The sequence below is a fragment of the Haloprofundus salilacus genome, assembly GCF_020150815.1.
Lineage (GTDB): Archaea > Halobacteriota > Halobacteria > Halobacteriales > Haloferacaceae > Haloprofundus > Haloprofundus salilacus.
Map to the genome: position 1 here is coordinate 792611 of NZ_CP083723.1, position 22544 is coordinate 815154.

The following is a 22544-nucleotide window of genomic DNA, read 5'->3' on the forward strand; positions in this document are numbered from 1 at the left end:
TCGCTCCCTTTGGTCGCGCTGCGACTCGTCTGCTCGAATCCCCGTTGACGCCGATTTACGCGCTCACGCGGTGGCGAGTAGACGAGCTACTCGCCGTAGTGATCGCGCGAAAATCCAGTGGGACTGGGATTCGAATCACGTCCGGACGGTCCCGCTCGTTCGCTTCGCTCACGTCGCGGGCTGCGACCGTTCTCCTTCGAATCCAGTTGTCTCCGAATCAGACACTCGCGGAAGAGGCAAGCGGATACACCGCTCGCCGTGTGCTCGCGTCAGAATGCGGTGGGACTGGGATTCGAACCCAGGAGGCCGAAGGCCACCTGCTTTCAAGGCAGGCGCAATAGTCCACTCTGCCATCCCACCCAAGCGGTGTGCGTTCGACCCGGCGCTGACACGCGGTTTCGCGGCTTCGAACCACGAATCCACTGGCGACCGCTTGGACCACCGAGGCCCGACCGAATAACACCGACCGTCGCGAAATCGCCACCAGCGGGGTCTGTAACCCTCTTTACGCCCGCAAGAGTTGAAAGTATCGTTCTCACTCCCACCCCCGACAGGGGAACGTCTCAGACGAGGCTGAGTTCGGAGTCCATCAGTCGTTTCAGCTGAGAACGATGCTCGATATCGCCGAGTGCCACGGTGCGAGCCTCCTGGTCGTAGATGATGAGGCCGTCATCGACCAGTTTTGGGAGGTGACAGTGGTGGAGCGCGATTTGTATCCGTTCGATTCGTTCCTCGGCTCTGTTCAGACTTTCGTCCGAGACGGTTTCGGTGATCTCAGCCGCTAATTCGGCTAGGTTCCGAGCAGTGTCTACTTCGTCCAGGATTTTGAGCGTGTGCCATCGAAGTGGATGAGTAAGAACTTCGAACGCGTTTGTCGTGGGTGTGCTGGCAGGTAGTTGCATCGACACCGTTTAGCCGACGCAATAGCAAAGAGATTTCGTTAATCTCAATCCTTTGATTGCGAAAATCGAAACTCAGTTTGTTTCGATAATCGAATCGCATTACCGAACTCTAGCGGCGGACGATGTCCGGATCCGGATCTGCTCTTAGCGACAATACAGCTAGTCCCCGGAACTCTTCGTCGATCCCAGTGGAGCGTTAGCCGTCAGTTCGACGGTACCGTCAGCGGCGATACGTACGGTAACGCCTGCATAGAGGAACTGAACGTGCCCTCGACTCATGGATTCGATAATCGTCTCCAGCGCGTTTGGGTCGATACTGTGGTACAGGGGCGGTAGCTCGTCCGGTTCAGTAGCGGAATCGTCTGCGACCAGTCTCACGATCTGCTGGGATATCGAGTGAGAACGATCCATCGTAAAGTGGAAGAAACGCTTCGGTACTATAAATCTCATCTAATAACGCTACGTTTACGCCGCCTACACCCGTTATTCGCTTCGATAATCTAAATCATCTTGACGGGAGGAGACACCGACGTCGTACTCGCTAGGGTGTTCATCCTCTACGTCGCTACTGATGTTTTCCGTACCGAAGTGATTGAACGGACGGAAGTAGTGGTGACGGATCAGATCCTCGCTCTCGATATCCATTCCCATCTCGTCGAGTTTCGTCGCGACGCGTGTGACGTCGTCGTGGTGGGGTGCAACAACCTTGATTTCGATGTTGTTGCGACCGGTCATCACTTCGTGAACCTCGACGACCCCCTCTATCTGGAGCGCTTCCCGCGCCAACGCCTCACGTTCGACGATTCTGGTAGAGCACATGAAGCGAATCTGGAGTTGATACCCCGCTGCCTCGTAGTTGATCAGCGGGGCGTATCCCTGGATGACGCCCTCTTCTTCGAGCTTTTCGATGCGGTTCCGAATCGTTCCATCGGAGACGCCGACCCTCTCGGCGAGGTCTACTGCGGTCGTGTGGCGAGCGTCACGCTGGAGCAGTTGAAGAATAGCGCGGTCGACCCGATCGAGTGAGACGTCGTCCGTGGCAGGAGGCATAGGGAGATGTTCGTCCTCGACTCACTTCGTTGAAGTGGCCGAAATGGCTGTATTTCGCGCGCCACCTGCTGGAGAGTCGGGACGTCCAATCCGGACGACCAGACGGGGAGGAGAAGCCGAAAATCGAACGTTTTCGGAACGAACCGGAGATACCGAACGCTGCACGCGTCCTACTCGAAGACAATCGTCCACTCGGCCATCCCATCGGCGTCGTACTTCCGGCGGTCAGGGCACGTATCGTCGGCTTTCACACGCGGACGACCTGCTTCGCTCCGTCCTCGACGGCGACCCGGAGACCAAGTTCCGCGACGAACTCGGCGGTGTGCTTCGGGACGATGCGCCCCGCCTCGCGGCGGGCGTGCAGCATCGGTAATACCGTCAGGAGGTCGGCTCCCGTCTCGACGGTCGGTTGCATCGGAACGAAATCCACGTCGAGACCCGCATCGCGGCCGTGGGCGGCGAGCGTCTCGATTTCGGGGTCGGCGAACGCCTCGATGAAGTCGATCGGCTCTGCGAACGCCGCGTAGTAACAGCGACCGTCGGCGGAGGGACCGAGCACGACGGGCGAAGCGCGGAGTTTCATCGCGGCCGAGTCGACGAGCGTCCGCGTGAGAAATGGCGCGTTCCCGCGAACGACGGCGACGGACTGCTCACCCTCGGTGTCGAGGAGGTGCGTGACTGTGTTGCCCGCGCGGGCGTCGAACGTCGAGCCGACCTGTTTCTCGACGCGCACGTCCGAGAGGTCGCCGAGGGCGTCGGCGGCGACAGCGCGAACCGCCGCCGCGGCGGGTTCGTCGGTGACGAACTCGTCGGGGAGATGCTCGTCGGGGCGGTAGTTGACGAGCAGTTCGCCGCCCGAGCGCACGGCCGCGAGGAACGCGTCTTTCAGCATCGCGGTGTAGAGGTCGGTGACCTCCGATTGGGTGAGCGGACTCGTCTCGGCGAGCTTCGGGAGCACGAGGCCCGGTCGCGGCGGGTCGGCGAAAACGGCGACGACGGTCATACAGGTCTCTCGTGGCGGCGAGTTCTTGAACCCGGTGGTGTCGCGACGGCGAGCGGCCGCGTTCGACGAGGAAAGCGAAAGGAGGAGGGTCCGTCGTGGTCCCGTGCGCCCGCCCGACCGACGAACTGGTATCGGCCGACTCGGATGCCGGTCGACGAACGGTTACCGCTGCTGTGGCAGTTCGTACACGTCGACTTCGCCGGTGCTGAACACGACGACTTCGTACTCTCCGTACGTGAAGCCGACGTACCGCATCGGGGTCGCCTCCGGTGTGGAGTTGCTCGACAGCACCGCCTCCGCGAAGCCGAGGTCGATGACGTTGCCGATCGGCGGTTGCAGTTGGAGGGGTTGAGTGTCCATCGCCGCCGCGAGCGCCTTCGCGACGGCAAGTGTCAACGAGTCCGGGTCGTCGGGGTCGTACGTCGCACTCGCGACTTCGGTACGACGTGCTGAGACGAACTCGTCCACCGACGCGCTCGCATCTGAGGAACTCGAATCGGCGGAATGCTCGGTAGTCGACCCTCGACTCGAATCATCCGCTGGATCTCCCTTGGAGTTGCCCGGTCCATCCATGTCCGTCAGTTCTGGCGGGATACCGATTTAAATGCCTTATGGATTATTTCCCAGAATGTTTGCTACAATTTTACTAGTGAATGTTGTTCTCTAAAACGACACACTTCGTTCGTTGATACTGATATCAGAGTATCAAAATAGATGAGTGACCGGGGAGAAATACTCTTTGCCGTCAACGTCGATGCGTGAGGTATGGACGCCGTCAAACATCTCACGCGACTCGTCGTCGCCGTTGGCGGACTCGCGGCCCTCGGTGCGCTGCTCACATTTTTCGCTGTCGGGCTGTCGGCGGCGACAGTCGTCACTTCGGCGCTGCTCGCCCTCCTCGTCGCGGCGACGGTGCGGTTTGCGATACAGCGGACGGCGAGGACGGAGACGCCCTACTGGTGACCGGCGGCGGAGACGGCTGCACAGCCGTAGATTACCGCCCGCGGCGACCCTTCGTCTGTCGGTAATCGCGGCCGAAGACGTTCTCGACGACGTGTTCGACGAACGCCTCGGTCTGTTCGTCGGTCTGTCTGTCGAGTTCGACCATCGGCACGAGTTCGAAGCCGCGGCCGCGAATCGTCGTCGCGTGTTCGGCGTCCACGTCGAAACTGTCGACGCGCCGGGTGGTGTAGTCGAACGCCAGTGCTTCGAGCGCCCGCTGACCGACGGGGACGATGATTTCGGGGTTTATCATCCGAATCTCGGCGTTGAGATACGGCTCGCAGGTGTCGATTTCCTCGTCGTTCGGCCCGCGATCGGGGTGGCGACAGCGCGTGAGATTCGTCAGAAAGACGTTCTGGAGGTCCGGTTCGGTCGTTTCGGGCGACGACCGCGAGAAGCCGAGTTCGCCGAGAACGTACTGGAGTCGCTCGCCCGCGGCGTCGCCGACGAACGGAACCCCCGCCTCGTCGGCCCCGGCGCTCGGCATCTCCCCGACGAAGACGAACTCCGCGCCCACGTCGCCGTAGCCGTGGACGAGATGCTCGCGCGTCTCGCAGAGCGCTGGACAGTTCGTGCAGTGTTCGTCCATGCTGAAGGGGTTCTCCAGCGTATGCTGGTGGGCGTCCACGGCGGGGGGTTGGGGAAGGGAAGATAAAACGGTGCGGGAGGGAGCGGTGTCGGTTCCGAACTAAGTCGCTCACCGCCGCAATCCGCCCTGCTCCTTGATGTTCATGATGTGGCGAACGTTCAGGTAGATTTCCTCGGGCGAGGTGTCGCCGTCGGGGTCGTAGAGGTCGCTCACGCGGTAGAGAATCGCCGAGAGTTGCTTGCTCTCGGAACTGTCCCCGTAGACGTCCTCGGCGACCTCGCGGAGCACTCGAACCCGCTCGTCGTCCGGCCGAAAATCGGCGTCGGAGTCGGGGGCCATCTGCCAGTCCGGTTCGTCCTCACTCTCTTCGCCCGTGCCATCGGGTTCGACGGATTCTTCGCTCATCTCTGCGAGCGGAGCTTCATCCGATTGACGACGCCGACGTTGTTGGCGACGTTCTCGGTCAGCACGCGGAACGCGTCGGCCGTCTCGCCCTCGTCCTCCAGCACGATGGGTTCACCGCCGTCGCCGCCGGTCCGAACGTCGGGATCGAGCGGAATCCCGCCGAGGTACGGGAGATCGGTCTCCTCGGCGAGCGCCTTTCCGCCGCCGGAGCCGAAGATGTCGTGGCTACTGCCGCAGTCGGGGCAGACGAAACTCGACATGTTCTCGACGACGCCGAGGACGTTCGTGTCGTGGGTGCCGAACATCCGCAGTCCCTTGCGGGCGTCGTCGAGCGCCACGTCCTGCGGCGTCGTTACGATGACCGCGCCCGTCAGCGGCAGCGTCTGCAGAATCGTCAGTTGGGTGTCGCCGGTTCCTGGAGGTAAGTCGAGCACGAGATAGTCGAGTTCGCCCCACTCTACGTCCTCGACCAGTTGGGTCAGAATCTTGTGGACCATCGGGCCGCGCCAGATGACGGGGTCGTCCTCGCCGACGAGAAACGCCATCGACATCAGCTTCATCCCGTACTTCACGGGCGGGATGATGGTCTCCTCCGCCGTCGCCTGCGGGTGGTCGTCGGCGGCGACCATCCGCGGGACGTTCGGCCCGTACACGTCGGCGTCGAACAGGCCAACGCGCGCGCCAAGTTGCGACAGCCCGGCCGCGAGGTTGACGGCGACGGTCGATTTGCCGACACCGCCCTTGCCGGAGGCGACGGCGATGACGTTCTTCACGCCGGGGAGCACCTGCTCGCTCTGCGAGAGCGACGACGGCATCTTCGCCGAGAGGTCGACGTCGACGCCCGCGTCCAAGAGCACCTCGCGGACGCGACTCGCAATCTGCGTTTCGTGCGGCGCGTAGGGCGCACCGAGCGCGAGTGACACGCGGGCGACGCCGTCGTCGACCTCGACGGCGTTGACCAGACCGAGCGAGACGATGTCCTCGCCGAGGTCCGGGTCCTCGACCTCGCGCAGGAGGTCTCGTACGTCAGCTTCGTTCATGCCCTCATGGTGGGTCCGTGGCTCGAATAAGGGTTATGTAAGCGGTGAGGCGAAGGTGGCCCCAAACCCTCGCCATCGCATACAACTATTACCCGCTCCGCGTGAGCGTACACCATGCGATTCGCACTCACGGTCGCGCAGCGAGCAGTTAGAGACGACGCGCGGGAGTTCGCGGAGTCGACCATCGTTCCACGCGCGGACGAACTTGACCGGGACGAAGCGTCCCCCGAAACGATTCTTGGGGACCTCGCCGACCGCGGGTACACCGGACTGACGGTCCCCGAAGAGTACGGCGGCCGCGGCGAGGGGATGGTCGAACTCGCGCTCGTCACCGAGGAACTGTCGGCGGGACTCATGGCCGTCGCGAGCGCGGTCGCGCTCCACCTCGGCGTCGCCGAAATCGTCGAACGGTTCGGAACCGACGCGCAGAAGGAGCGCTTCCTGCCGGCGATGGCCGGCTACGACCGCGTCGGCGCGCTCGGCCTCAGCGAGGAGAACGCCGGCAGCGACAAGCGAGGGATCGAGACGACTGCGACGCGGGAGGGCGACGAATGGGTGCTGAACGGTCACAAGCGCTGGGTGACGAACTTCCACGACGCCGACGAGGTGCTCACCTACGCGAAGACGGGACCCGAGGAGGACGCCCCGCGGAACGTCACCGCCTTCCTCGTCCCCGCCGACGAGTTCGAGGTCGACACCGACTGGGAGACGCTGGGCGCGCGGAGCGTGAAGTCGCCGAAGGTGACTCTCTCGGGCGTCCGCGTCCCGGACGAGCGACGAATCGGCGAGGTGGACGAGGCGCTCGTCCAGCGCGGGAGCGCGAAGACCGGGGTCAACGTCCCCGCGCGCGCCGTGGGCCTCGCCCGCGCCGCGCTCGAAGACACCGTCGCGTACACGAGTCAGCGCGAGCAGTACGGCGGACGAATCAACAACTATCAGGGTGTCCGGTGGCGGGTCGGCGAGATGGCCCGGTGCGTCGACACCGCGCGACTGCTCACGCTCCGCGCGGCCGACAACGCCGACCGCGGCCGCGACGCGAGCCGCGAGTTCGGGATGGCGAAGGTGTACGCTACGGAGGCCGCCGTCGACGTGACGAACGACGCGCTCCAACTCCACGGCGGTATCGGTTACACGACCGAGCAGCGGGTCGAGCGCTACCTGCGCGACGCCCGCCTCCTGACTATCGCCGGCGGACCGAACGAGGGCCACCGCGACACCGTCGCCGACGCGGTTTACGAGCGCGGCGCGTGACGCGGAGACCGTCCGAGAAGCGTCGGATCGTCGCCCGTCGACGGCGACCGTCGAGCGCGCTCGGCGGACCGCTTGCAACCGAATCTGTTTACATCTTCCCCGATTGTTCCCGCTCATTTAAGCATGTACACACGAAGATCACGACATATGCTCACGGACGACTTCGGCAGGGACGTCACCGGCGTCCGCATCTCGCTCACGGACCGGTGTAACTTCGACTGCGTCTACTGCCACAACGAGGGATTGGGCGACACGCGGGGACCGATGGACCCGCAGGACGACGAGATGAGCGCCGACGACGTGGTGCGCTTCCTCGAAGTCGTCGAGGAGTTCGGCGTCGGGAAGGTGAAGTTCACCGGCGGCGAACCGATGCTCCGCGAGGACCTCGAGGAGATAATCGAGCGAACGCCCGACTCGATCGAGACGTCGCTGACGACCAACGGGACGTTCCTCCCCGGCCGCGCGGAAGACCTGAAGGCGGCGGGGCTCGAACGGGTGAACGTCTCCCAAGACGCGCTGGACCCGGAGGCGTTCGCCGAAATCACGAAATCCGGCGCGTACGACCGCGTGATGGAGGGGGTTCGGGCCGCCCTCGACGCCGGACTCGACCCGGTGAAGCTGAACATGGTCGTCTTCGAACACACCGCGGGCTACGTCGAGGGGATGGTCGACCACGTCGCCGAGAACGACGGCCTCCAACTGCAACTCATCGAGTACATGCCCGAACTGACGGGTAAACCCGAGTGGAGCATCGACATCCAGCGCGTCCACGACTGGCTCGCGGACATCGCCGACCGAGTCGAACACCGCGAGATGCACGATAGAAAGCGCTACTGGGTGAACGGGGGGATGGTCGAAATCGTCGACCCCGTCGGCAACGAGACCTTCTGCGCGAACTGCCACCGCGTGCGCGTCACCCACGAGGGGTACCTGAAGGGCTGTCTCAACCGCAACGACGACCTGCGGCCGATGGGCGACATGACGAAGCCCGAGATTCGCGAGGCGTTCCGCGAGGTCGTCGAAAATCGGGTTCCGTACTACGGCGAGTACCTCGTCCGCGACGAGAGCGACGAGTGGGTACTCAACGAGAAGTACCTACCCGCGTAGGGGTGGGTTCTCACCGCTTCGCCGCGTTTCATCACCGACTCGTCGCGTCTTCGTCATGGTCGTCCGACCGCCGCGTCTCACCGGCGGTCCGTACACCGACGAGTACGAAAGTGACTACCTGAAACTCGGTCCGCGTAGTTCAGTGTCGCGCGCCGACGTGGCGGCGTTCATGCTCGACTATGTGGAGACAGACCAGTGGTTCGGCGAGATGCCGATGGTGAGTCACTGACTCTCGACGAGCGTCTGGAGCGATTCCTCGGGGAGCGCGCCCTGCGCGGTCCGGCCCTGGTAGACGAACGACGGAATCCCGGTGACGTTCTCGCGGTCGGACTCCGAGAGCGCCTCGTCGAGACGCTGTTCGTACCTCGACTCGGTGAGCACCGACCGAACCGACGCCGGGTCGATCCCGGCCGCCCCGGCGATGTCGACGAGCGTCTCCTCGTCGCCGATATCCTCGCCGTCGCGCCACAGCGCCGAAAAGAGCCAGCTGTGGACGGTGGCGAAGCGGTCCGGATGTTCGTCTTGCACGTACAGCGCGAGTTGCTGGGCTTTTCGCGAGTCGACGCTGCGATACGTCGTCGACGAGAGGTTCATCTCGACGCCGTAGCGACCCGCCAACTCCTCGACGGTCGACCACGGAGCGCCGAGCGACTCCTCGACGTCTATCTCCCGGCGTATCGCCCCGCGGGCGTCGCGTAGCGGTTCGCGGAGGTCGAACGGTCGCCACTCGACGGAGAGCGACGAGAGGCCGCTACTCTCGCGGTCTGTCAGATAGTTAGAGAGAACCTCGGTGCCGAGATAGCTGAACGGGCAGACGTAGTCGGCGTAGACGACGAGCGAATCGGTCGTCTGGAGGTTGGTTGGGGGACCTACACCGTTCTCGCTACCCTCGATATCTCGCATACTTTCACTTGTGGGACTACCTGCGTAAGTAGGCGCGCCCCAATCAGCGCCAAAATCCCGAGAGTACGCGCTGAGAAACCGTCCAGCGGTGAATCGGACACTACGCTTCCGATGAAACGAAGGGGAGATGACCGACTCGAAACCGGAGCGTCGAACCTCCGTCTGTAACCCTCTACGTCTCGTACTGGCCTGACAGGTTCGAAGAGTGCTATCTCCGCCGGCAGTCGAGAGAGTCCAGGGGACGAATCGGACGGGGACCCGCGCGACGTTCGAGCCTCGTCTTGGCGGAGCGAATAGGCGACAGATTAATGAGGTGACCCGGGGGTTACCAGGGATTGATGGGCGAGGCCGACGCAGTACGAGTGTGCCAAACCGCTGTCCGTACCTCGATTACCGCCGGGAGACAGGCGGACGCTCGTTCGAGGCGGCGCGTCCGTACTGCACCGCCGCGGAGACGTTCGTCCAACCGATGCGCGCGGACATCTGCGTCGGACGGTACGGACTCGACCACGCCGCCGACTGCGAGATTTACCTCGCGCACGAGGGAGAGCGCGACGCAGACTACGCAGACGACAGCGACGGCGGAGACGGCGAATGAGCTACGACGACTACCTCGACGGTAAACCGGCCGTCGTCACCGCGGCGCTGACCGGGGGCGTTCAGGGCAAGGAAGCGCACCCGAATCTGCCGGAGACGCCGGCGGAGATCGCGGCAGCGGCCGCCACGTGCGAGGCGGCCGGGGCGAGCATCGTCCACCTCCACGCCCGCCGAGAGAGCGGCGAACGGGCGTTCTCGACCGAGCGGTTTCAGGAAGTGACCGACGCGGTCCGGGACGCGACGGACGACATCGTGATACAGCACTCGACTGGTGGGACCGGTGCGCCGGACGAGTTGCGGGCAGAACCACTCCGAACGGACCCCGCCCCGGAGATGGCGTCGCTCGACATGGGACCGCTGAACCGCTACGACCGTCTCACGAGCGAGAACACGCGGGCGACGGTGCGGATGCTCCACAACGAGATGCGCGAGCGGGGAATCAAGCCCGAGTTGGAGGTGTTCAACGACGGGCACCTCAACGAGTCTTTGGCCATCGTCGACGAGCTCGACTCGCCGCCGTACTTCAACCTCATCTTCGGCCCGGGGACGCTGTCGGTGCCGCACCCGCGAAGCCTCCAAACGATGGTGTCGCACCTTCCCGAGGACGCGGAGTTCAACGTGCTCGGCTTCGGCCGCCACCAGCTGCCGCTGACGACGATGGGGATGCTGTTGGGCGGGCACGTCCGCGTGGGATTGGAGGACAACATCTACTACCGAAAGGGAGAGTTGGCCGAGAGCAACGCGCAGTTCGTCGAGCGCGCGGTTCGCATCGCCGGGGAACTCGGACGGCCGATCGCGACGCCCGCGCAGGCGCGGGAAATTCTGGGTCTCTGAACGGGCCGCGTCGATGCGGTTACGAGCTGCCTCCAGAGAGAAAGAGAGAGAGAAAGCGCCGACAGCGCGGAGACAGCGTCGCGTGTCATCGAAACTCACGTTCCCCCGCCTTTCGTGACGTTTAAGTATCGTCCACGGATTACTCAGAATGCAGTCACTGTAGGGGCACAGCGTCCCGAGTCCGGAAGGGCGACGATACGACAGACAAGGGTTGCGGTAGCCAAGTGGCCCAAGGCGCTGGGTTGCTAACTCAGTGGCGTCATGCCTCCGGGGTTCGAATCCCCGCCGCAACGCTCATCCACATTCCACCATGAGTGCAGAAGAACCACAGGACGGCTCGACCGAAGAGGAGGAGGAGAACCTCCGATATTTCGTCCGCATCGGGCAGACGGACCTCGACGGGACGAAGTCGGTCGAGCGGAGCCTGACAGATATGAACGGTATCGGCAAGCGCACCGCGCGCATCGTCGCCGAGACCGCGGGTGTCGACCGAACCGCGACGTTCGGTCGCCTCGACGAGGAGGACATCGACGCCGTCGTTTCGGCCGTCGAGAACCTCGCAGACGAGATTCCCCCGTGGCTCACCAACCGGCAGAACGATTTCTACACCGGTGAGACGACGCATCGAATCGGCAACGACCTGCAGCAGAAACGCCGCCACGACATCAACCGGATGCAGATGATCAACTCCTACAAGGGCATCCGGCACCAGCGCGGCCAGAAGGTCCGCGGCCAGCGGACGAAGTCCACCGGCCGCACCGAGGGAACCATCGGCGTCAACGTCGAAGCCATCCGCGAGGAAGCGGAAGCAGAGGAGGGTGAAGACGAATGACGACCGGCAAGAACACCAAGTCCTACGAGACGCCGAACCACCCGTACCAGGGTGAACGCATCGCCCGCGAGGGCGACCTGCTCGGCCGTTACGGGCTGAAGAACAAAGAAGAACTCTGGCGCGCGCAGTCGGAGCTTCGCTCGTTCCGCCGCGAGGCACGACGCCTCCTCGGCAACGCGCAGGGCGACATCGACGAGGCCGGCGTCGAGGGCGCGGACTTCCTCAACCGCCTGCGTCGACTCGGCATCCTGAGCGAGAGCGACGACATCAGCGAGATCCTCTCGCTGGACGTCACCGACCTGCTCGAACGCCGTCTCCAGACGGTCGCCTACCGCAAAGGTCTCGGCAACACGCCGAAGCAGGCGCGGCAGTTCATCACCCACGGCCACGTCACCATCGAGGGCGCGCGCGTCACCGTCCCCTCGAAGAAGGTCGAGGTCGACGAAGAGCCCACCGTGAGCTTCGAGGAGAACTCGCCGCTCGCGGACGAACTACACCCTGAGCGCGCGGAGGCCCAAGAATGAGCGAAACCAGCGAAGAGACGTGGGGAATCGCCCACGTGTACGCGTCGTTCAACAACACGGTCATCACCATCACCGACCAGACCGGTGCCGAGACCATCGCTAAATCCAGCGGTGGGACCGTGGTGAAGCAGAACCGTGACGAGGCGTCGCCGTACGCGGCGATGCAGATGGCCGAAGTCGTGGCCGAGGAGGTCAAGGCGGCGGGCATCGACGGCGTTCACGTCCGCGTTCGCGGACCCGGCGGGAACCTCAACAAGTCCCCCGGACCCGGCGCCCAGGCGACCATCCGAGCGCTCGCTCGTGCCGGACTCGAAATCGGCCGCATCGAGGACGTGACGCCGATTCCGCACGACGGCACCCGCGCTCCCAAAAACCGCAGGTTCTGAAACGATGGTAGACGAGTTCGAGGTCGAGTTCATCGAACGCGAAGAACGGTCGGCGCGGTTCGTCGTCCGCGGGCTGACGCCCGCGGTAGCCAACGGCATCCGCCGCGCGATGATCACCGACGTGCCGACGCTGTCTATCGACACCGTCCGGTTCGTCGAGAACTCCTCGGTGATGTTCGACGAGATGATCGGTCTTCGACTGGGCCTCGTGCCGCTCACGACGCCCCTCGACGATTTCGAGGTCGGCGACACGGTGACGCTGGCGCTCGACGTCGAAGGACCGGCGACGGCGTACTCCGGCGACATCGAGACCAGCGACGAGCTGGTCAGACCCGCCGACGAGAACATACCGATAATCGAGCTGAAAGAGGGCCAACGCCTCGAGTTCGAGGCGGACGCGGTCCTCGACACCGGCAAGAGCCACGCCAAACATCAGGGCGGCGTGGCAGTCGGCTACCGACACCTGCAGCGGGTGGAAGTCGTCGGCGACGCCGGCGAGTTCGACGAGGAGGAGCCGAACATCCTCCGGGGCGTCATCGAGACGGAGGAGGGTGAGCTCGTCGCCACCGACGAGTTCGACCACGACCTCACGAACCGTTACCCCGGCAAGGAAGTCGAGGTGACGGACGTCCCCGGCGCGTTCGTCTTCCACGTGGAGACGGACGGCTCGTTCAGCGCCGACGAACTGCTGCTTCGCGCCATCGAGTCCATCGATGCGCGGGCGGCGGAACTCGAAGACGCAGTCGCGGTTTAAACTAGTACAGATGACCCCTTCACCCACGCACCGACGTTCGCTTCGGACGCTTCGGCGGCGCCACTGCTCCGGTGGTACTGCCGAGGCCCGGCGATCGACGGTGCTGTCGGCCGACGACGCGGCGACCGGACGGTCGTCGGACGGTCGGACCGAAAGTGGTTTGAAGGGGCGAAGAGAACAACGAAATGCGTGCAGGGATAGCCAAGTTTGGCCAACGGCGCAGCGTTCAGGGCGCTGTCTCATAGGAGTCCGCAGGTTCAAATCCTGCTCCCTGCACTCCCCTTCTCAGGAGGTTACTTCATCATGAGTAGCAAGACGAATCCGAGACTCACAAGTCTCATCGCCGAGCTAAAGGCGGTTTCGCGCGATTCGGACGCCGCAGTATGGCGTGACATCGCAGACCGCCTCGAAAAGCCCCGGCGCACCCACGCGGAGGTCAACCTCGGCCGCATCGAGCGGTACGCAGAGGAAGACGAAACCGTGGTCGTCCCCGGCAAGGTGCTGGGGAGTGGTGTGCTGCAGAAAAACGTCACCGTCGCAGCGGTCGACTTCTCGGGCACCGCCCGCAAGAAGATCGAACAGGTCGGTGACGTGCTGACGCTCGAACAGGTCGCAGAACAAAACCCCGAAGGGTCCAACGTCCGGGTGATTCGATGAGTTACGCCGAGTTCGAAGCCGACGTGATCGTCGACGCGCGCGACTGCATCATGGGTCGCGTCGCGAGCGAGGTGGCCCAGCGCGCGCTCGCCGGCGAGCGCGTCGCGGTCATCAACGCCGAACGCGCGGTCATCACCGGCAGCGACGAAGACGTGATGAGCGTCTACCGGAAGCGCGCGGAGGTCGGCTCCGACCGCGGTCCGTACTACCCGAAGCGCCCCGACCGGATCTTTAAGCGAGCCATCCGCGGCATGCTTCCGTACAAGCAGTCGCACGGCCGCGAAGCGTTCGAGAACGTCCGCGTCTACCTCGACAACCCGTACGACGAAGACGGCGAAGTGCTCGACGGCACGTCGCTGGACCGACTCTCGAACATTAAGTTCATCTCCCTCGGAGAGGTCTCCGAAAAACTGGGTGCTAACGTCACATGGTAACCAACACGAGCGGTAAGAAGAAGACGGCCGTCGCCCGCGCCACCGTGCGCGAGGGCGAGGGTCGCGTACGAATCAACTCCCGACCCGTCGAACTGGTCGACCCGGAGATCGCTCGCCTGAAGATGCTGGAGCCGTTCCGCATCGCCGGCGACGAACTCCGCGACGACGTCGACATCGACGTGCGCGTCAACGGCGGCGGCTTCAGCGGGCAGGCGGACGCCACCCGCACCGCCATCGCCCGCGGACTGGTGCAGTACTTCAACGACGCCGAACTCCGCGACGCGTACATGGAGTTCGACCGGTCGCTGCTGGTCAACGACGTTCGCCAGTCCGAATCCAAAAAGTGGGGCGGACCAGGCGCTCGCGCCCGCTACCAGAAGTCCTACCGCTGAGGTGACCTAACCATGATGATACCCGTCCGGTGTTTCACGTGCGGCAACGTCGTCGCCGAGCACTGGGAAGAGTTCAAAGCGCGCGCCCGCGAGGGTGACGAAGACCCCGCCGAAGTTCTCGACGAACTCGGCGTCGAGCGGGCGTGCTGCCGACGGATGATGGTTTCGCACAAAGACCTCGTCGACGTGGTGGCACCGTACCAATGATGCAACACTACAATCGGTACGAGAAGGCGCGCATCCTCGGCGCACGAGCGCTGCAGATATCGTACGGCGCACCCGTGCTCGTCGAATCGAAACAGACCGAACCGATCCTCATCGCGGCCGAGGAGTACGACGCCGGGGTGCTCCCGTTCACCGTCCGGCGGGGGGAGACGTAGATGACGCTCGTTACGAGCGTTCGACTCCGCCGCGTGCTCGACTCTCGGGGCAACCCGACCGTCGAAGCCGACGTGATGACCGAGTCCGGCGGATTCGGTCGGGCGGCCGCGCCGAGCGGCGCCTCGACCGGCGAGTACGAGGCCATCGAGCTGCCGCCGAACGAGTCCATCGCGGCGACGCGCGAACGCGCCGTCCCGCGTCTCGTCGGCGAAGTCCACGCCGGTAATCAGCGCGAAGTCGACGACACGCTCCGCGCCGCCGACGGCACCAAGAACTTCTCGGAGATCGGCGCCAACAGCGCGGTCGCCATCTCGATGGCGGCCGCGAAAGCCGGCGCAGACGTGCTCGGCGCGCCGCTGTACCAGCATCTCGGCGGTGCGTTCCGCGGCGAAGAGTTCCCGACGCCGCTCGGCAACGTCGTCGGCGGCGGCGAACACGCCGCGAAGGCGACGCACATCCAGGAGTTCCTCTCGGCGCCCGTCGGCGCACCGAACATCGAAGACGCCGTCTTCGCCAACGCCGCAGTGCACGCTCGCGTCGCCGATATTCTCGACGAGCGAGACATCGCAGCTGCGAAGGGCGACGAGGGCGCGTGGGCGCCCGCCGTAGACGACAGCGAAGCGTTCGAAATCGTCGACGAGGCCGTCTCCGACGTGGAGGACGACCTCGGCTTCGAGATTCGCTTCGGACTCGACGTCGCCGCCGCGGAGCTGTACGACGAGGACGACGACGTCTACCGCTACGGCGACACGGAGCGCTCGACCGACGAGCAGATCGCGTACATCGCCGACCTCGTCGACGAGTACGACCTCGCCTACGTCGAGGACCCCCTCGACGAGAACGACTACGAGGGCTTCGCCGACCTCACCGACGAGGTGGGCGACCGGACGCTCGTCTGCGGCGACGACCTGTTCGTCACGAACGTCGAGCGCCTGCAGACGGGTATCGACGAGGGTGCCGCGAACAGCATCCTCATCAAGCCGAACCAGATCGGCACGCTGTCGGACGCGTTCGACGCGATCGAACTGGCGACGAAACACGGCTACGACTCCGTCATCTCGCACCGCTCGGGCGAGACGGAGGACACGACCATCGCACACCTCGCCGTCGCGACCGCCGCGCCGTTCATCAAGACGGGCGCGGTCGGCGGTGAGCGAACTGCCAAGCTCAACGAACTCATCCGCATCGCGGACGACGCAGTATGACCGAAAACGACAACGAAGCACTCGAAACCGCCGAGGAGGAGATCGAGGAGGAGGCGACCGGCGAAGCCGGTGCCAACCCCGAGGTTGATCCCGACATCGAGGCGGACGACGACCTGCCCGCCGAGGGAGCCGACGAGGCCCCCGAGGCTGAAGAAGAAGAAGAAGCGGACGACAGTCCGATGTTCGACGAGGACGTGATGCCCGACGACGAGGCGGACCTCCTCATCCCCGTGGAGGACTACCTCCAGGCGGGCGTCCACATCGGGACCCAGCAGAAGACCAAGGACATGGAGCGGTTCATCCACCGCGTCCGCGACGACGGTCTCTACGTCCTCGACGTGAGCCAGACCGACAAGCGCGTCCGCACCGCCGCGGACTTCCTCGCGAACTACGATGCCGAGCAGGTGCTCGTCACCTCCTCGCGCCAGTACGGTCGGTTCCCGGCCGAGAAGTTCGCAGACGCCATCGGCGCTCGCGCCCGCACCGGTCGGTTCATCCCCGGCACGCTGACGAACCCCGACTACCGCGGCTACATCGAACCGGACGTCGTGGTCGTCACCGACCCCATCGGCGACGCGCAGGCCGTCAAGGAGGCCATCACGGTCGGCATCCCGGTCATCGCGATGTGCGACTCGAACAACCAGCTGTCGAACGTCGACCTCGTCATCCCAACGAACAACAAAGGTCGCCGCGCGCTGTCGGTCGTCTACTGGCTACTCGCCAACGAGACGCTCGACCGCCGTGGCGCCGACACCGTCTACGCCCTCGAAGACTTCGAGGAAGGCATCTAAGCCGACGACTTTCACCGATTCGATTCCGACTCATTTTCGGAGATGCTAAGCACGTAGCGACAGCAATCGAACATATGACCGAGCCTCCACCCGGCCGAGCGACAGAGACCGCCGAGAGCCGACAGCGGTGGGGGTGGTCCGGCCACGGCGAGGGCGCGAAAGTGGAGAAGGACGCGATGGGGCTGTTTCTCGACGACGTCGCCTACGCGTTCGCGGAGATCTCGGTGTCGGCGTTGCCCGTGATACTCGCCGTCTACCTCGCGGGTGACATCCGCGTGTTCGGCGCGAGAACCGCCACGCTGGTGGCCTGGCTGACGATGGTCGTCGTCGCGGCGGTCATCCGCGGCGGGTGGGTGACGCCGCTCGGGTCCGACGTCCCCGGATGGGTGACGCTCGCGCCGTCGCTCGTTCTCCTTCGATTCGTGTACTTCAACGCCGCACTCGCGCTGGCGGGCTACGGCGGCGCGGCGATATCCGGCGAACTCGGACTCCCGCTCGAATCGGTCCTCTTCGCGTTCGTCGTCGGGGTTCTCTCCGTAGCTCTCTTCCCGCGTCTCGCCGAGGACGTTTCACGGCGACACGCGAGCTGACGAGCGGGGCGGCGTGTAACCGGTCGATAGGGGATTCAAACCGGCGGTACACGTCTTTGGTGTATGAGCGGGATAGATGGAACGAGGAGGCTCTCGACGGGACACGTCGTCTCGCTGCCGCTGCGGTGCGAGGCCGACGTCACGGGCGCGACGTTCACCGCACGATAGCACCGTCTCGACGCCGTCGTACCCGACGGTCTGACCCCGATTCGCGTCGCGCCGCGGTCGGGGCTGGTCACCCTCGCAGGTGTTCGGTACTGCTTCGTGGAGGGATTCGACCCCTACGAGGAGTTCGCGGTCGTCGTCCCCGTCGCGCGGCAAACGGTCGGCGTATGGGGCGTTCCACGGTTCGGAGTCGGAAGCCGATATCGGCGGCTACGTCCACGCGCTGCCGGTGACGACGGAGGCGTCGAGGGTGCTCGGCAGAGAGATCTGGGGCTATCCGAAGATGGTCGCCGATATCTCCATCGGCGACGTCGACGACGGGGTGCGGGTGAGCGTCGGGCCGGACGGAGATAGAGACGAACGCGGAGACGGAAGCGGAGACGCCCCTGTGACGACGACGCTGACCGTGCGAAACGGATTGACGCTCCCGCTCGACGTTCGGGCGGCGAGTTACAGCGTAAACGACGGCGTCCTCTCGCGAGCGTCGGTAGACCTCATCGGTGAGGTTCGCGTCGGAGTCGGTGGCGCTCGCCTCGATATCGGCGACGGAGCAGTGGGGGCGACGCTCCGGGAACTCACCGTCGGTCGTCCCGTCGGGCAATTCGTCGCACAGCGGCTTCGAGCGCACGTCCACGTACCGGCGGCGGTGGGCGGCGAGACCCCGCGAGGATAGCGAGAGCGGATGCGGGACGTGATTCGCATACCCTTAAGCGGACTCTCTTTCTTTGTTCGTTTATGACCGTTTCGAGCGCCCCGGGCAAGGTGTACCTCTTCGGGGAGCACGCCGTCGTCTACGGCGAGCCCGCGGTGCCCTGCGCCATCGAGCGCCGCGCGACCGTCAGCGTCGAACCGCGAGCAGACGACCACATCCGCGTCACGGCGCGAGACCTGAGCCTCGACGGCTTCACCGTTGAGTACGGACAGTCGCCGGACGAGCGCCCGGACGTTGATGTCCCGACGCCGTTGGTCGAGGCGGCGACTGGCTACGTCGACGCCGCCGTCGAACAGGCGCGTGACGCCGTTTCCGACCCCGAGGCGGGGTTCGACGTCACCATCGAGAGCGACATTCCGCTCGGCGCGGGGTTGGGTTCCTCGGCGGCCGTAGTAGTCGCGAGCATCGACGCCGCGACGCGCTCGCTGGGCGTCGAACTCGACCCGGTGGAGATAGCGGAACGCGCCTACCAGGCCGAGTACGAGGTTCAGAGCGGCCAAGCGTCGCGGGCGGACACCTTCTGTTCGGCGATGGGCGGGGCAGTCCGCGTCGAGGGCGACGACTGCCGGACGATAGACACGCCGAACCTCCCGTTCGTCGTCGGCTTCGACGGCGGCGCGGGCGACACCGGCGCGCTCGTCGCGGGCGTCCGCGACTTGAAAGAACGCTACGCCTTCGCGGCCGACACCGTCGAAACCGTCGGCGACATCGTCCGCGAGGGCGAGACGCTCCTCGCCGATGCCGACGCCGACGGCGACCCCGACGAGGAGTTGCTGGCGGAACTCGGTAACCTGATGGACTTCAACCACGGGTTGTTGGAGGCGCTCGGCGTCTCCTCGCGCTCGCTCGACAATATGGTGTGGGCCGCGCGGATGGCGGGCGCACACGGCGCGAAACTGACCGGCGCGGGCGGCGGCGGCTGTATCGTCGCGCTCGACCCGACGCCGGAGACGGAGACCGGTCTCCGGTTCACTCCCGGCTGTGAGGACGTCTTCCGGGCGGAGTTGGCGACCGAGGGCGTCCGCGTGGAAGCCGAAAGTGCCGTCGGCGCTCGCGGCGACGACGGCGGCGAGGCCGGCGAGCGCGACGAGGGAGCCGAATGACGATCGTCCTCAAACTCGGTGGGAGTGTCGTCACCGACAAGGACAGCCCTGAGACCGTCGACGACGACGCGCTCTCGGTAGCCGTCGAGGCCATCGCCACATCGGGCGTCTCAGACCTCGTCGTCGTCCACGGCGGCGGCAGTTTCGGCCACCACCACGCTGCGACCCACGGCGTCAGCACCACCGAAGGGACGTCGGACGCGGCGGGGGCGCTCGCCATCCACGCGGCGATGAAGCGACTGAACGACGCCGTCGTCTCGCGGTTGCAGTCGCGAGGCGTCCCCGCGCTTCCGGTCCACCCGCTGTCGCTGGCGGCGCGACACGACACGGACGAGGGCAACGGGAAGCGGAGCGGCGATGCGGCGCTCTCGCTCCCGCTCGACTCGACGGAGACGCTGCTCGGCGAGGGGTTCGTCCCGGTGCTCCACGGCGACGTGGTCGCGCACGCGGGCCGCGGCGTCACCGTCGTCTCCGGCGACGAACTGGTCGTCCGACTCGCCGACGGGCTGAGGGCCGAGCGCGTCGGTCTCTGCTCGACCGTGCCGGGCGTCTACGACGAGAACGACGCCGTCGTCGACGAGATTCGGTCGTTCGATGACGTGGCGGCGGCACTCGGCGAGAGCGAGTCGACGGACGTCACCGGCGGGATGGCCGCGAAAGTCCGGGCGCTGCTGGCGATGGATGCCCCGGCGCACGTGTTCGGTCCCGAGAGCGTCGGTCCGTTTCTGGCGGGCGAGTCGCCAGGGACGCGCATTGACGGGCGGTGAGGGATTCCAGAGACGGCGCATCGACCGCACGCTGCGCTCTGTTAGAGCGGAGAGCAGAAAAATCAGGGTCTCCGAGCGAGCGCACCCACTGAGCCTCAGGCTTCGAGGCCGAGTTTCACTAGTTCGTCCTCGGTTTGTTCTTCATGTAGCTCCGCTTCGTCGTGTTCTGCGAGCAGTTCGCCGCGCTCGGTCTCGGTCAGTTCGTCGATGGCTGTATAGTGGTGGCACATAACACTGTAGAGTTGGCTACCGGTATGTAAGTGGGTTACGGCGTTTCAGCGCGACAGACGGTCGTCGCCGGCCGTCAGTCTGACCGCGAGTCAGCCGAAGTCGTGCGATTGCGGCGACGGTCGAGCGCCGTTCTGATGCTGTCGGCTTTCACGAACAGGAACGCGACGAAGACGCCGACGAAGCCGACCACCGTCGTCGCGTCGAGCGTCTCCTCGAGGACGAAGAAGCCGAACAGCGCCGCGAACGGTGGGATGGCGTACTCCAACAGCCCAGCCTGAATCGGACCGATTCGGTCCAAGAGACGGAAGTAGGCGAAGAACCCGGCCGCGCCCGGGATCAGCGCGAGGTACACCAACCAGCCGAGCGCTTTCGGGGTCGCCGAGGCGAACGCGAGCGACCCCAGCGACTCGCCGGGGAGCGCGAGGGCGGCGGCGGCGAGCAGGAGCGCGCCGACGAGAAGCGTCCACGCTTGCAACGCGACCGGCGGGAGCGTTGCGTCGTCTTCGCGGGTGAATACGGCCCCGAACACCCACGCGACGGCGGAGGCGAGTACGAGGCCCGCCCCGACGCTCGCCGAGAGGTCGCCGGGGTCCGGACGGGCCATGAGCGCGACGCTCAGAAAGCCGACGAGGATTCCTACCGCGCCCGTCGCCGAGAGACTGTCATCGTGCCGAGAGAGGCGCGCGAAGGCGGGCGTCGCGACGGGGACGAGCCCCAGAAGCGTCGCCGCGACGGCGCTCGTGACGAACTGCTGGCCGGCGAACAAGAGCGCGTGGTGGAGACCGATGTTGAACGCGCCGCCGGAGAGAATCGGCAGCCAGTCGCCGCGGCCGGTCGGAACCCGTCGCGTTCCGAGGGCGAAGACGACGGCGAACAGCGCCAGCGCCGCGAGCGAAAACCGGAGCGCGGCGAGCGTCACGGGTGGAAACGAGTCGAGCGCGGCCTTCGTCGCGACGAACGCGGTGCCCCAGACGGCGGCGATTCCGACGAACAGGGCGGCGTCTCTTCGACTCACTCCCCGAGGTTTCGCGCGTCGCTATTCAGGGATTTCGAAACGCAGGCCGTCGCGGGCGATTCGCACGTCGCCGTCGAAGTTGGCTTCGACACTGCCGAGCATCTCGCGGTGTTTGCCCTCCGTGTGCGGGTAGAGGTGGGTCAGGTAAAGGCGGTCGATATCGCACCCCGACAGCACCTCGCCCAACTGCGTTGGCGTCGGGTGGTTCGACACGTCGACTTCGTCAGGGAACGAGCAGTCGTGCGCGAGAACGACGGAGCCGTCGGCGAAGTTCGCGAGGCCCTCGAACGCCTCCGAGTCGCCGGAGAAGGTGAACGCGTCGTCGAAGCGGTAGGCGAGACACGGTATCGAGTGACGCGTCTCGTGAGCCTCGACCGGAAATCCGGCGACCTCGAATGGTTCGTTGGCGGTGACCTCGCGGACGGCGAGGTCGAGGCGGTCCTGCAGGTAGTCGTGGGCGGTCAGCAGGTCGTCGAGAAGCAATTTCGTCCCCGCGGGGCCGACGACTTCGAGGTGGTCCTCTCCCGCCAGCCAGCGGGCTTTCAGCAGGGCTAAGAGGTCCGAGACGTGGTCGAGGTGGTGGTGGGTGAGCAGTACGGTGGCGACACCCTCGTAACCCACGTCGGTCCGGCTGAGGCGGTGGAGGACGCCCGCGCCGCAGTCGACGAGCAGGGGGCGTCTGTCGCCGTTTTGGGCGCTCTCACCGTCTCCGTCGTCTCCGCCGGCGCTCGGTTCGAGGAGTAGTCCGGTCTGGACGCGCTCGGGGAGCGGCATCGCGCTGCCAGTGCCGAGAAACGTGACGTGCATACCCGGAGGGTTGCGCTACACCCGGAAAGTGATTCGGGCGTCCGCGCTGCGCTTCGGTCGACGACGCGCGGCGGCACGAACGACGCGTCTAACGAGAGAGGGGCGTCGGCCGCCT

General features: G+C 65.3%; 33 protein-coding genes and 3 tRNA genes. 23 read left to right on the forward strand and 13 right to left on the reverse strand.

Translation table 11 applies throughout. The features are described from left to right. Positions 1-277 precede the first annotated feature (277 nt). The 6 genes from LAQ58_RS04080 to LAQ58_RS04105 all read right to left on the reverse strand — a co-directional run bounded on the left by LAQ58_RS04080 (position 278) and on the right by LAQ58_RS04105 (position 3423). Positions 278-360 (reverse strand) — tRNA-Ser (locus LAQ58_RS04080). A 203-nt stretch (positions 361-563) separates the two neighbouring features. After that, complete coding sequence (locus LAQ58_RS04085; RefSeq protein WP_224449344.1) at positions 564-902, reverse strand: DUF7344 domain-containing protein; 339 nt, start codon at positions 900-902, stop codon at positions 564-566. A 159-nt stretch (positions 903-1061) separates the two neighbouring features. Then, positions 1062-1352, reverse strand: a complete 291-nt coding sequence (locus LAQ58_RS19045; protein ID WP_425490684.1) for a HalOD1 output domain-containing protein — start codon at positions 1350-1352, stop codon at positions 1062-1064. A 33-nt stretch (positions 1353-1385) separates the two neighbouring features. Further along, entirely contained in the window at positions 1386-1952 is a 567-nt protein-coding gene (locus LAQ58_RS04095; protein WP_224449346.1) for an Lrp/AsnC family transcriptional regulator, read from the reverse strand. Between the two features lie 247 nt (positions 1953-2199). Next, a complete protein-coding gene (locus LAQ58_RS04100; protein WP_224449347.1) occupies positions 2200-2955 on the reverse strand; it encodes a DUF2064 domain-containing protein in 756 nt (251 codons plus the stop codon). Positions 2956-3117: 162 nt separating this feature from the next. Then, complete coding sequence (locus tag LAQ58_RS04105; RefSeq protein WP_224449348.1) at positions 3118-3423, reverse strand: HalOD1 output domain-containing protein; 306 nt, start codon at positions 3421-3423, stop codon at positions 3118-3120. 297 nt (positions 3424-3720) lie between these two features. On the opposite strand from LAQ58_RS04105, the gene LAQ58_RS04110 reads away from it, so the two are divergent. Then, positions 3721-3918: a hypothetical protein gene (locus LAQ58_RS04110; RefSeq protein WP_224449349.1), complete on the forward strand. Its 198-nt coding sequence runs from the start codon at positions 3721-3723 to the stop codon at positions 3916-3918. Between the two features lie 31 nt (positions 3919-3949). Here LAQ58_RS04110 and LAQ58_RS04115 read toward each other — a convergent pair whose 3' ends face one another. The 3 genes from LAQ58_RS04115 to LAQ58_RS04125 form a co-directional block, all read right to left on the reverse strand. After that, positions 3950-4585, reverse strand: a complete 636-nt coding sequence (locus tag LAQ58_RS04115; RefSeq protein ID WP_224449350.1) for a uracil-DNA glycosylase — start codon at positions 4583-4585, stop codon at positions 3950-3952. 69 nt (positions 4586-4654) lie between these two features. Beyond that, on the reverse strand, positions 4655-4951 hold the full coding sequence (locus LAQ58_RS04120; RefSeq protein WP_224449351.1) for a DUF7976 family protein: 297 nt from the start codon (positions 4949-4951) through the stop codon (positions 4655-4657). Continuing rightward, positions 4948-5991, reverse strand: a complete 1044-nt coding sequence (locus tag LAQ58_RS04125; protein ID WP_224449352.1) for an Mrp/NBP35 family ATP-binding protein — start codon at positions 5989-5991, stop codon at positions 4948-4950. The genes LAQ58_RS04120 and LAQ58_RS04125 overlap by 4 nt, the downstream gene beginning before the upstream one ends. A gap of 114 nt (positions 5992-6105) precedes the next feature. Between LAQ58_RS04125 and LAQ58_RS04130 the strand changes: the two genes are divergently transcribed. The 3 genes from LAQ58_RS04130 to LAQ58_RS04140 all read left to right on the forward strand — a co-directional run bounded on the left by LAQ58_RS04130 (position 6106) and on the right by LAQ58_RS04140 (position 8578). Continuing rightward, complete coding sequence (locus LAQ58_RS04130; protein WP_224449353.1) at positions 6106-7242, forward strand: acyl-CoA dehydrogenase family protein; 1137 nt, start codon at positions 6106-6108, stop codon at positions 7240-7242. A gap of 147 nt (positions 7243-7389) precedes the next feature. Continuing rightward, on the forward strand, positions 7390-8349 hold the full coding sequence (moaA, locus tag LAQ58_RS04135; RefSeq protein WP_224449354.1) for a GTP 3',8-cyclase MoaA: 960 nt from the start codon (positions 7390-7392) through the stop codon (positions 8347-8349). Positions 8350-8404: 55 nt separating this feature from the next. Continuing rightward, entirely contained in the window at positions 8405-8578 is a 174-nt protein-coding gene (locus LAQ58_RS04140) for an NAD(P)-dependent oxidoreductase (protein ID WP_224449355.1), read from the forward strand. Here LAQ58_RS04140 and LAQ58_RS04145 read toward each other — a convergent pair. Then, a complete protein-coding gene (locus LAQ58_RS04145; RefSeq protein WP_224449356.1) occupies positions 8572-9252 on the reverse strand; it encodes a DsbA family protein in 681 nt (226 codons plus the stop codon). The two genes, LAQ58_RS04140 and LAQ58_RS04145, sit on opposite strands and share 7 nt — an antisense overlap. A gap of 364 nt (positions 9253-9616) precedes the next feature. Here LAQ58_RS04145 and LAQ58_RS04150 point away from each other — a divergent pair, with 364 nt between their 5' ends. From LAQ58_RS04150 to LAQ58_RS04240, 19 genes are all read left to right on the forward strand, one after another. Then, on the forward strand, positions 9617-9850 hold the full coding sequence (locus tag LAQ58_RS04150) for a hypothetical protein (RefSeq protein ID WP_224449357.1): 234 nt from the start codon (positions 9617-9619) through the stop codon (positions 9848-9850). Then, positions 9847-10683, forward strand: a complete 837-nt coding sequence (locus LAQ58_RS04155) for a beta-keto acid cleavage family enzyme (RefSeq protein ID WP_224449358.1) — start codon at positions 9847-9849, stop codon at positions 10681-10683. The genes LAQ58_RS04150 and LAQ58_RS04155 overlap by 4 nt, the downstream gene beginning before the upstream one ends. 210 nt (positions 10684-10893) lie before the next feature. Next, positions 10894-10976 (forward strand) — tRNA-Ser (locus tag LAQ58_RS04160). 17 nt (positions 10977-10993) lie between these two features. Then, positions 10994-11515 carry a 30S ribosomal protein S13 gene (locus tag LAQ58_RS04165; RefSeq protein WP_224449359.1) on the forward strand — a complete coding sequence of 174 codons (522 nt, stop codon included), beginning with the start codon at positions 10994-10996 and terminating at the stop codon, positions 11513-11515. Beyond that, positions 11512-12039 carry a 30S ribosomal protein S4 gene (locus LAQ58_RS04170; RefSeq protein WP_224449360.1) on the forward strand — a complete coding sequence of 176 codons (528 nt, stop codon included), beginning with the start codon at positions 11512-11514 and terminating at the stop codon, positions 12037-12039. The genes LAQ58_RS04165 and LAQ58_RS04170 overlap by 4 nt, the downstream gene beginning before the upstream one ends. Continuing rightward, the gene (locus LAQ58_RS04175; RefSeq protein ID WP_224449361.1) at positions 12036-12425 is read left to right on the forward strand and encodes a 30S ribosomal protein S11; all 390 of its coding nucleotides are present in this window, start codon (positions 12036-12038) and stop codon (positions 12423-12425) included. The genes LAQ58_RS04170 and LAQ58_RS04175 overlap by 4 nt, the downstream gene beginning before the upstream one ends. Positions 12426-12429: 4 nt before the next feature. Further along, entirely contained in the window at positions 12430-13179 is a 750-nt protein-coding gene (locus LAQ58_RS04180) for a DNA-directed RNA polymerase subunit D (protein ID WP_224449362.1), read from the forward strand. A gap of 191 nt (positions 13180-13370) precedes the next feature. Beyond that, positions 13371-13455: transfer RNA gene (locus tag LAQ58_RS04185), tRNA-Leu, on the forward strand. 27 nt (positions 13456-13482) lie between these two features. Beyond that, entirely contained in the window at positions 13483-13836 is a 354-nt protein-coding gene (locus LAQ58_RS04190; protein WP_224449363.1) for a 50S ribosomal protein L18e, read from the forward strand. After that, positions 13833-14270: a 50S ribosomal protein L13 gene (locus tag LAQ58_RS04195; RefSeq protein ID WP_224449364.1), complete on the forward strand. Its 438-nt coding sequence runs from the start codon at positions 13833-13835 to the stop codon at positions 14268-14270. The genes LAQ58_RS04190 and LAQ58_RS04195 overlap by 4 nt, the downstream gene beginning before the upstream one ends. Next, the gene (locus LAQ58_RS04200; RefSeq protein WP_117595054.1) at positions 14264-14662 is read left to right on the forward strand and encodes a 30S ribosomal protein S9; all 399 of its coding nucleotides are present in this window, start codon (positions 14264-14266) and stop codon (positions 14660-14662) included. The genes LAQ58_RS04195 and LAQ58_RS04200 overlap by 7 nt, the downstream gene beginning before the upstream one ends. A 12-nt stretch (positions 14663-14674) precedes the next feature. Continuing rightward, positions 14675-14869: a DNA-directed RNA polymerase subunit N gene (locus LAQ58_RS04205; RefSeq protein WP_058582900.1), complete on the forward strand. Its 195-nt coding sequence runs from the start codon at positions 14675-14677 to the stop codon at positions 14867-14869. Beyond that, complete coding sequence (locus LAQ58_RS04210; RefSeq protein ID WP_224449365.1) at positions 14866-15042, forward strand: DNA-directed RNA polymerase subunit K; 177 nt, start codon at positions 14866-14868, stop codon at positions 15040-15042. The genes LAQ58_RS04205 and LAQ58_RS04210 overlap by 4 nt, the downstream gene beginning before the upstream one ends. Next, positions 15043-16248, forward strand: a complete 1206-nt coding sequence (gene eno / locus LAQ58_RS04215) for a phosphopyruvate hydratase (RefSeq protein ID WP_224449366.1) — start codon at positions 15043-15045, stop codon at positions 16246-16248. Next, on the forward strand, positions 16245-17039 hold the full coding sequence (gene rpsB, locus LAQ58_RS04220; protein WP_224449367.1) for a 30S ribosomal protein S2: 795 nt from the start codon (positions 16245-16247) through the stop codon (positions 17037-17039). Before eno ends, rpsB begins: the two co-directional genes overlap by 4 nt. A 74-nt stretch (positions 17040-17113) precedes the next feature. After that, a complete protein-coding gene (locus LAQ58_RS04225; RefSeq protein ID WP_224449368.1) occupies positions 17114-17629 on the forward strand; it encodes a DUF8215 family protein in 516 nt (171 codons plus the stop codon). Between the two features lie 247 nt (positions 17630-17876). Continuing rightward, positions 17877-18467 carry an acetoacetate decarboxylase family protein gene (locus tag LAQ58_RS04230; RefSeq protein WP_224449369.1) on the forward strand — a complete coding sequence of 197 codons (591 nt, stop codon included), beginning with the start codon at positions 17877-17879 and terminating at the stop codon, positions 18465-18467. A gap of 62 nt (positions 18468-18529) precedes the next feature. Beyond that, positions 18530-19609, forward strand: coding sequence for a mevalonate kinase (gene mvk / locus LAQ58_RS04235; RefSeq protein ID WP_224449370.1), 1080 nt, complete (start codon positions 18530-18532; stop codon positions 19607-19609). Next, on the forward strand, positions 19606-20376 hold the full coding sequence (locus tag LAQ58_RS04240) for an isopentenyl phosphate kinase (RefSeq protein WP_224449371.1): 771 nt from the start codon (positions 19606-19608) through the stop codon (positions 20374-20376). Before mvk ends, LAQ58_RS04240 begins: the two co-directional genes overlap by 4 nt. Positions 20377-20471: 95 nt before the next feature. On the opposite strand, the gene LAQ58_RS18885 is transcribed toward LAQ58_RS04240, so the two are convergent. The 3 genes from LAQ58_RS18885 to LAQ58_RS04250 form a co-directional block, all read right to left on the reverse strand. Beyond that, entirely contained in the window at positions 20472-20606 is a 135-nt protein-coding gene (locus LAQ58_RS18885; RefSeq protein ID WP_255594998.1) for a hypothetical protein, read from the reverse strand. Positions 20607-20680: 74 nt separating this feature from the next. Next, complete coding sequence (locus LAQ58_RS04245) at positions 20681-21622, reverse strand: DMT family transporter (protein ID WP_224449372.1); 942 nt, start codon at positions 21620-21622, stop codon at positions 20681-20683. 21 nt (positions 21623-21643) lie between these two features. Further along, positions 21644-22429, reverse strand: a complete 786-nt coding sequence (locus tag LAQ58_RS04250; protein WP_224449373.1) for an MBL fold metallo-hydrolase — start codon at positions 22427-22429, stop codon at positions 21644-21646. Between the last annotated feature and the right edge of the window lie 115 nt (positions 22430-22544).

Coding starts and splice junctions, on each gene's coding strand:
- LAQ58_RS04085 (WP_224449344.1), bottom strand. CDS start 902: ATGCAACTACCTGCCAGCACACCCACGACAAACGCGTTCGAAGTTCTT.
- LAQ58_RS19045 (WP_425490684.1), bottom strand. CDS start 1,352: ATGAGATTTATAGTACCGAAGCGTTTCTTCCACTTTACGATGGATCGT.
- LAQ58_RS04095 (WP_224449346.1), bottom strand. CDS start 1,952: ATGCCTCCTGCCACGGACGACGTCTCACTCGATCGGGTCGACCGCGCT.
- LAQ58_RS04100 (WP_224449347.1), bottom strand. CDS start 2,955: ATGACCGTCGTCGCCGTTTTCGCCGACCCGCCGCGACCGGGCCTCGTG.
- LAQ58_RS04110 (WP_224449349.1), top strand. CDS start 3,721: ATGGACGCCGTCAAACATCTCACGCGACTCGTCGTCGCCGTTGGCGGA.
- LAQ58_RS04120 (WP_224449351.1), bottom strand. CDS start 4,951: ATGAGCGAAGAATCCGTCGAACCCGATGGCACGGGCGAAGAGAGTGAG.
- LAQ58_RS04125 (WP_224449352.1), bottom strand. CDS start 5,991: ATGAACGAAGCTGACGTACGAGACCTCCTGCGCGAGGTCGAGGACCCG.
- LAQ58_RS04130 (WP_224449353.1), top strand. CDS start 6,106: ATGCGATTCGCACTCACGGTCGCGCAGCGAGCAGTTAGAGACGACGCG.
- moaA (WP_224449354.1), top strand. CDS start 7,390: ATGCTCACGGACGACTTCGGCAGGGACGTCACCGGCGTCCGCATCTCG.
- LAQ58_RS04140 (WP_224449355.1), top strand. CDS start 8,405: ATGGTCGTCCGACCGCCGCGTCTCACCGGCGGTCCGTACACCGACGAG.
- LAQ58_RS04145 (WP_224449356.1), bottom strand. CDS start 9,252: ATGCGAGATATCGAGGGTAGCGAGAACGGTGTAGGTCCCCCAACCAAC.
- LAQ58_RS04155 (WP_224449358.1), top strand. CDS start 9,847: ATGAGCTACGACGACTACCTCGACGGTAAACCGGCCGTCGTCACCGCG.
- LAQ58_RS04165 (WP_224449359.1), top strand. CDS start 10,994: ATGAGTGCAGAAGAACCACAGGACGGCTCGACCGAAGAGGAGGAGGAG.
- LAQ58_RS04170 (WP_224449360.1), top strand. CDS start 11,512: ATGACGACCGGCAAGAACACCAAGTCCTACGAGACGCCGAACCACCCG.
- LAQ58_RS04175 (WP_224449361.1), top strand. CDS start 12,036: ATGAGCGAAACCAGCGAAGAGACGTGGGGAATCGCCCACGTGTACGCG.
- LAQ58_RS04180 (WP_224449362.1), top strand. CDS start 12,430: ATGGTAGACGAGTTCGAGGTCGAGTTCATCGAACGCGAAGAACGGTCG.
- LAQ58_RS04190 (WP_224449363.1), top strand. CDS start 13,483: ATGAGTAGCAAGACGAATCCGAGACTCACAAGTCTCATCGCCGAGCTA.
- LAQ58_RS04195 (WP_224449364.1), top strand. CDS start 13,833: ATGAGTTACGCCGAGTTCGAAGCCGACGTGATCGTCGACGCGCGCGAC.
- LAQ58_RS04200 (WP_117595054.1), top strand. CDS start 14,264: ATGGTAACCAACACGAGCGGTAAGAAGAAGACGGCCGTCGCCCGCGCC.
- LAQ58_RS04205 (WP_058582900.1), top strand. CDS start 14,675: ATGATGATACCCGTCCGGTGTTTCACGTGCGGCAACGTCGTCGCCGAG.
- LAQ58_RS04210 (WP_224449365.1), top strand. CDS start 14,866: ATGATGCAACACTACAATCGGTACGAGAAGGCGCGCATCCTCGGCGCA.
- eno (WP_224449366.1), top strand. CDS start 15,043: ATGACGCTCGTTACGAGCGTTCGACTCCGCCGCGTGCTCGACTCTCGG.
- rpsB (WP_224449367.1), top strand. CDS start 16,245: ATGACCGAAAACGACAACGAAGCACTCGAAACCGCCGAGGAGGAGATC.
- LAQ58_RS04225 (WP_224449368.1), top strand. CDS start 17,114: ATGACCGAGCCTCCACCCGGCCGAGCGACAGAGACCGCCGAGAGCCGA.
- mvk (WP_224449370.1), top strand. CDS start 18,530: ATGACCGTTTCGAGCGCCCCGGGCAAGGTGTACCTCTTCGGGGAGCAC.
- LAQ58_RS04240 (WP_224449371.1), top strand. CDS start 19,606: ATGACGATCGTCCTCAAACTCGGTGGGAGTGTCGTCACCGACAAGGAC.
- LAQ58_RS18885 (WP_255594998.1), bottom strand. CDS start 20,606: ATGTGCCACCACTATACAGCCATCGACGAACTGACCGAGACCGAGCGC.
- LAQ58_RS04250 (WP_224449373.1), bottom strand. CDS start 22,429: ATGCACGTCACGTTTCTCGGCACTGGCAGCGCGATGCCGCTCCCCGAG.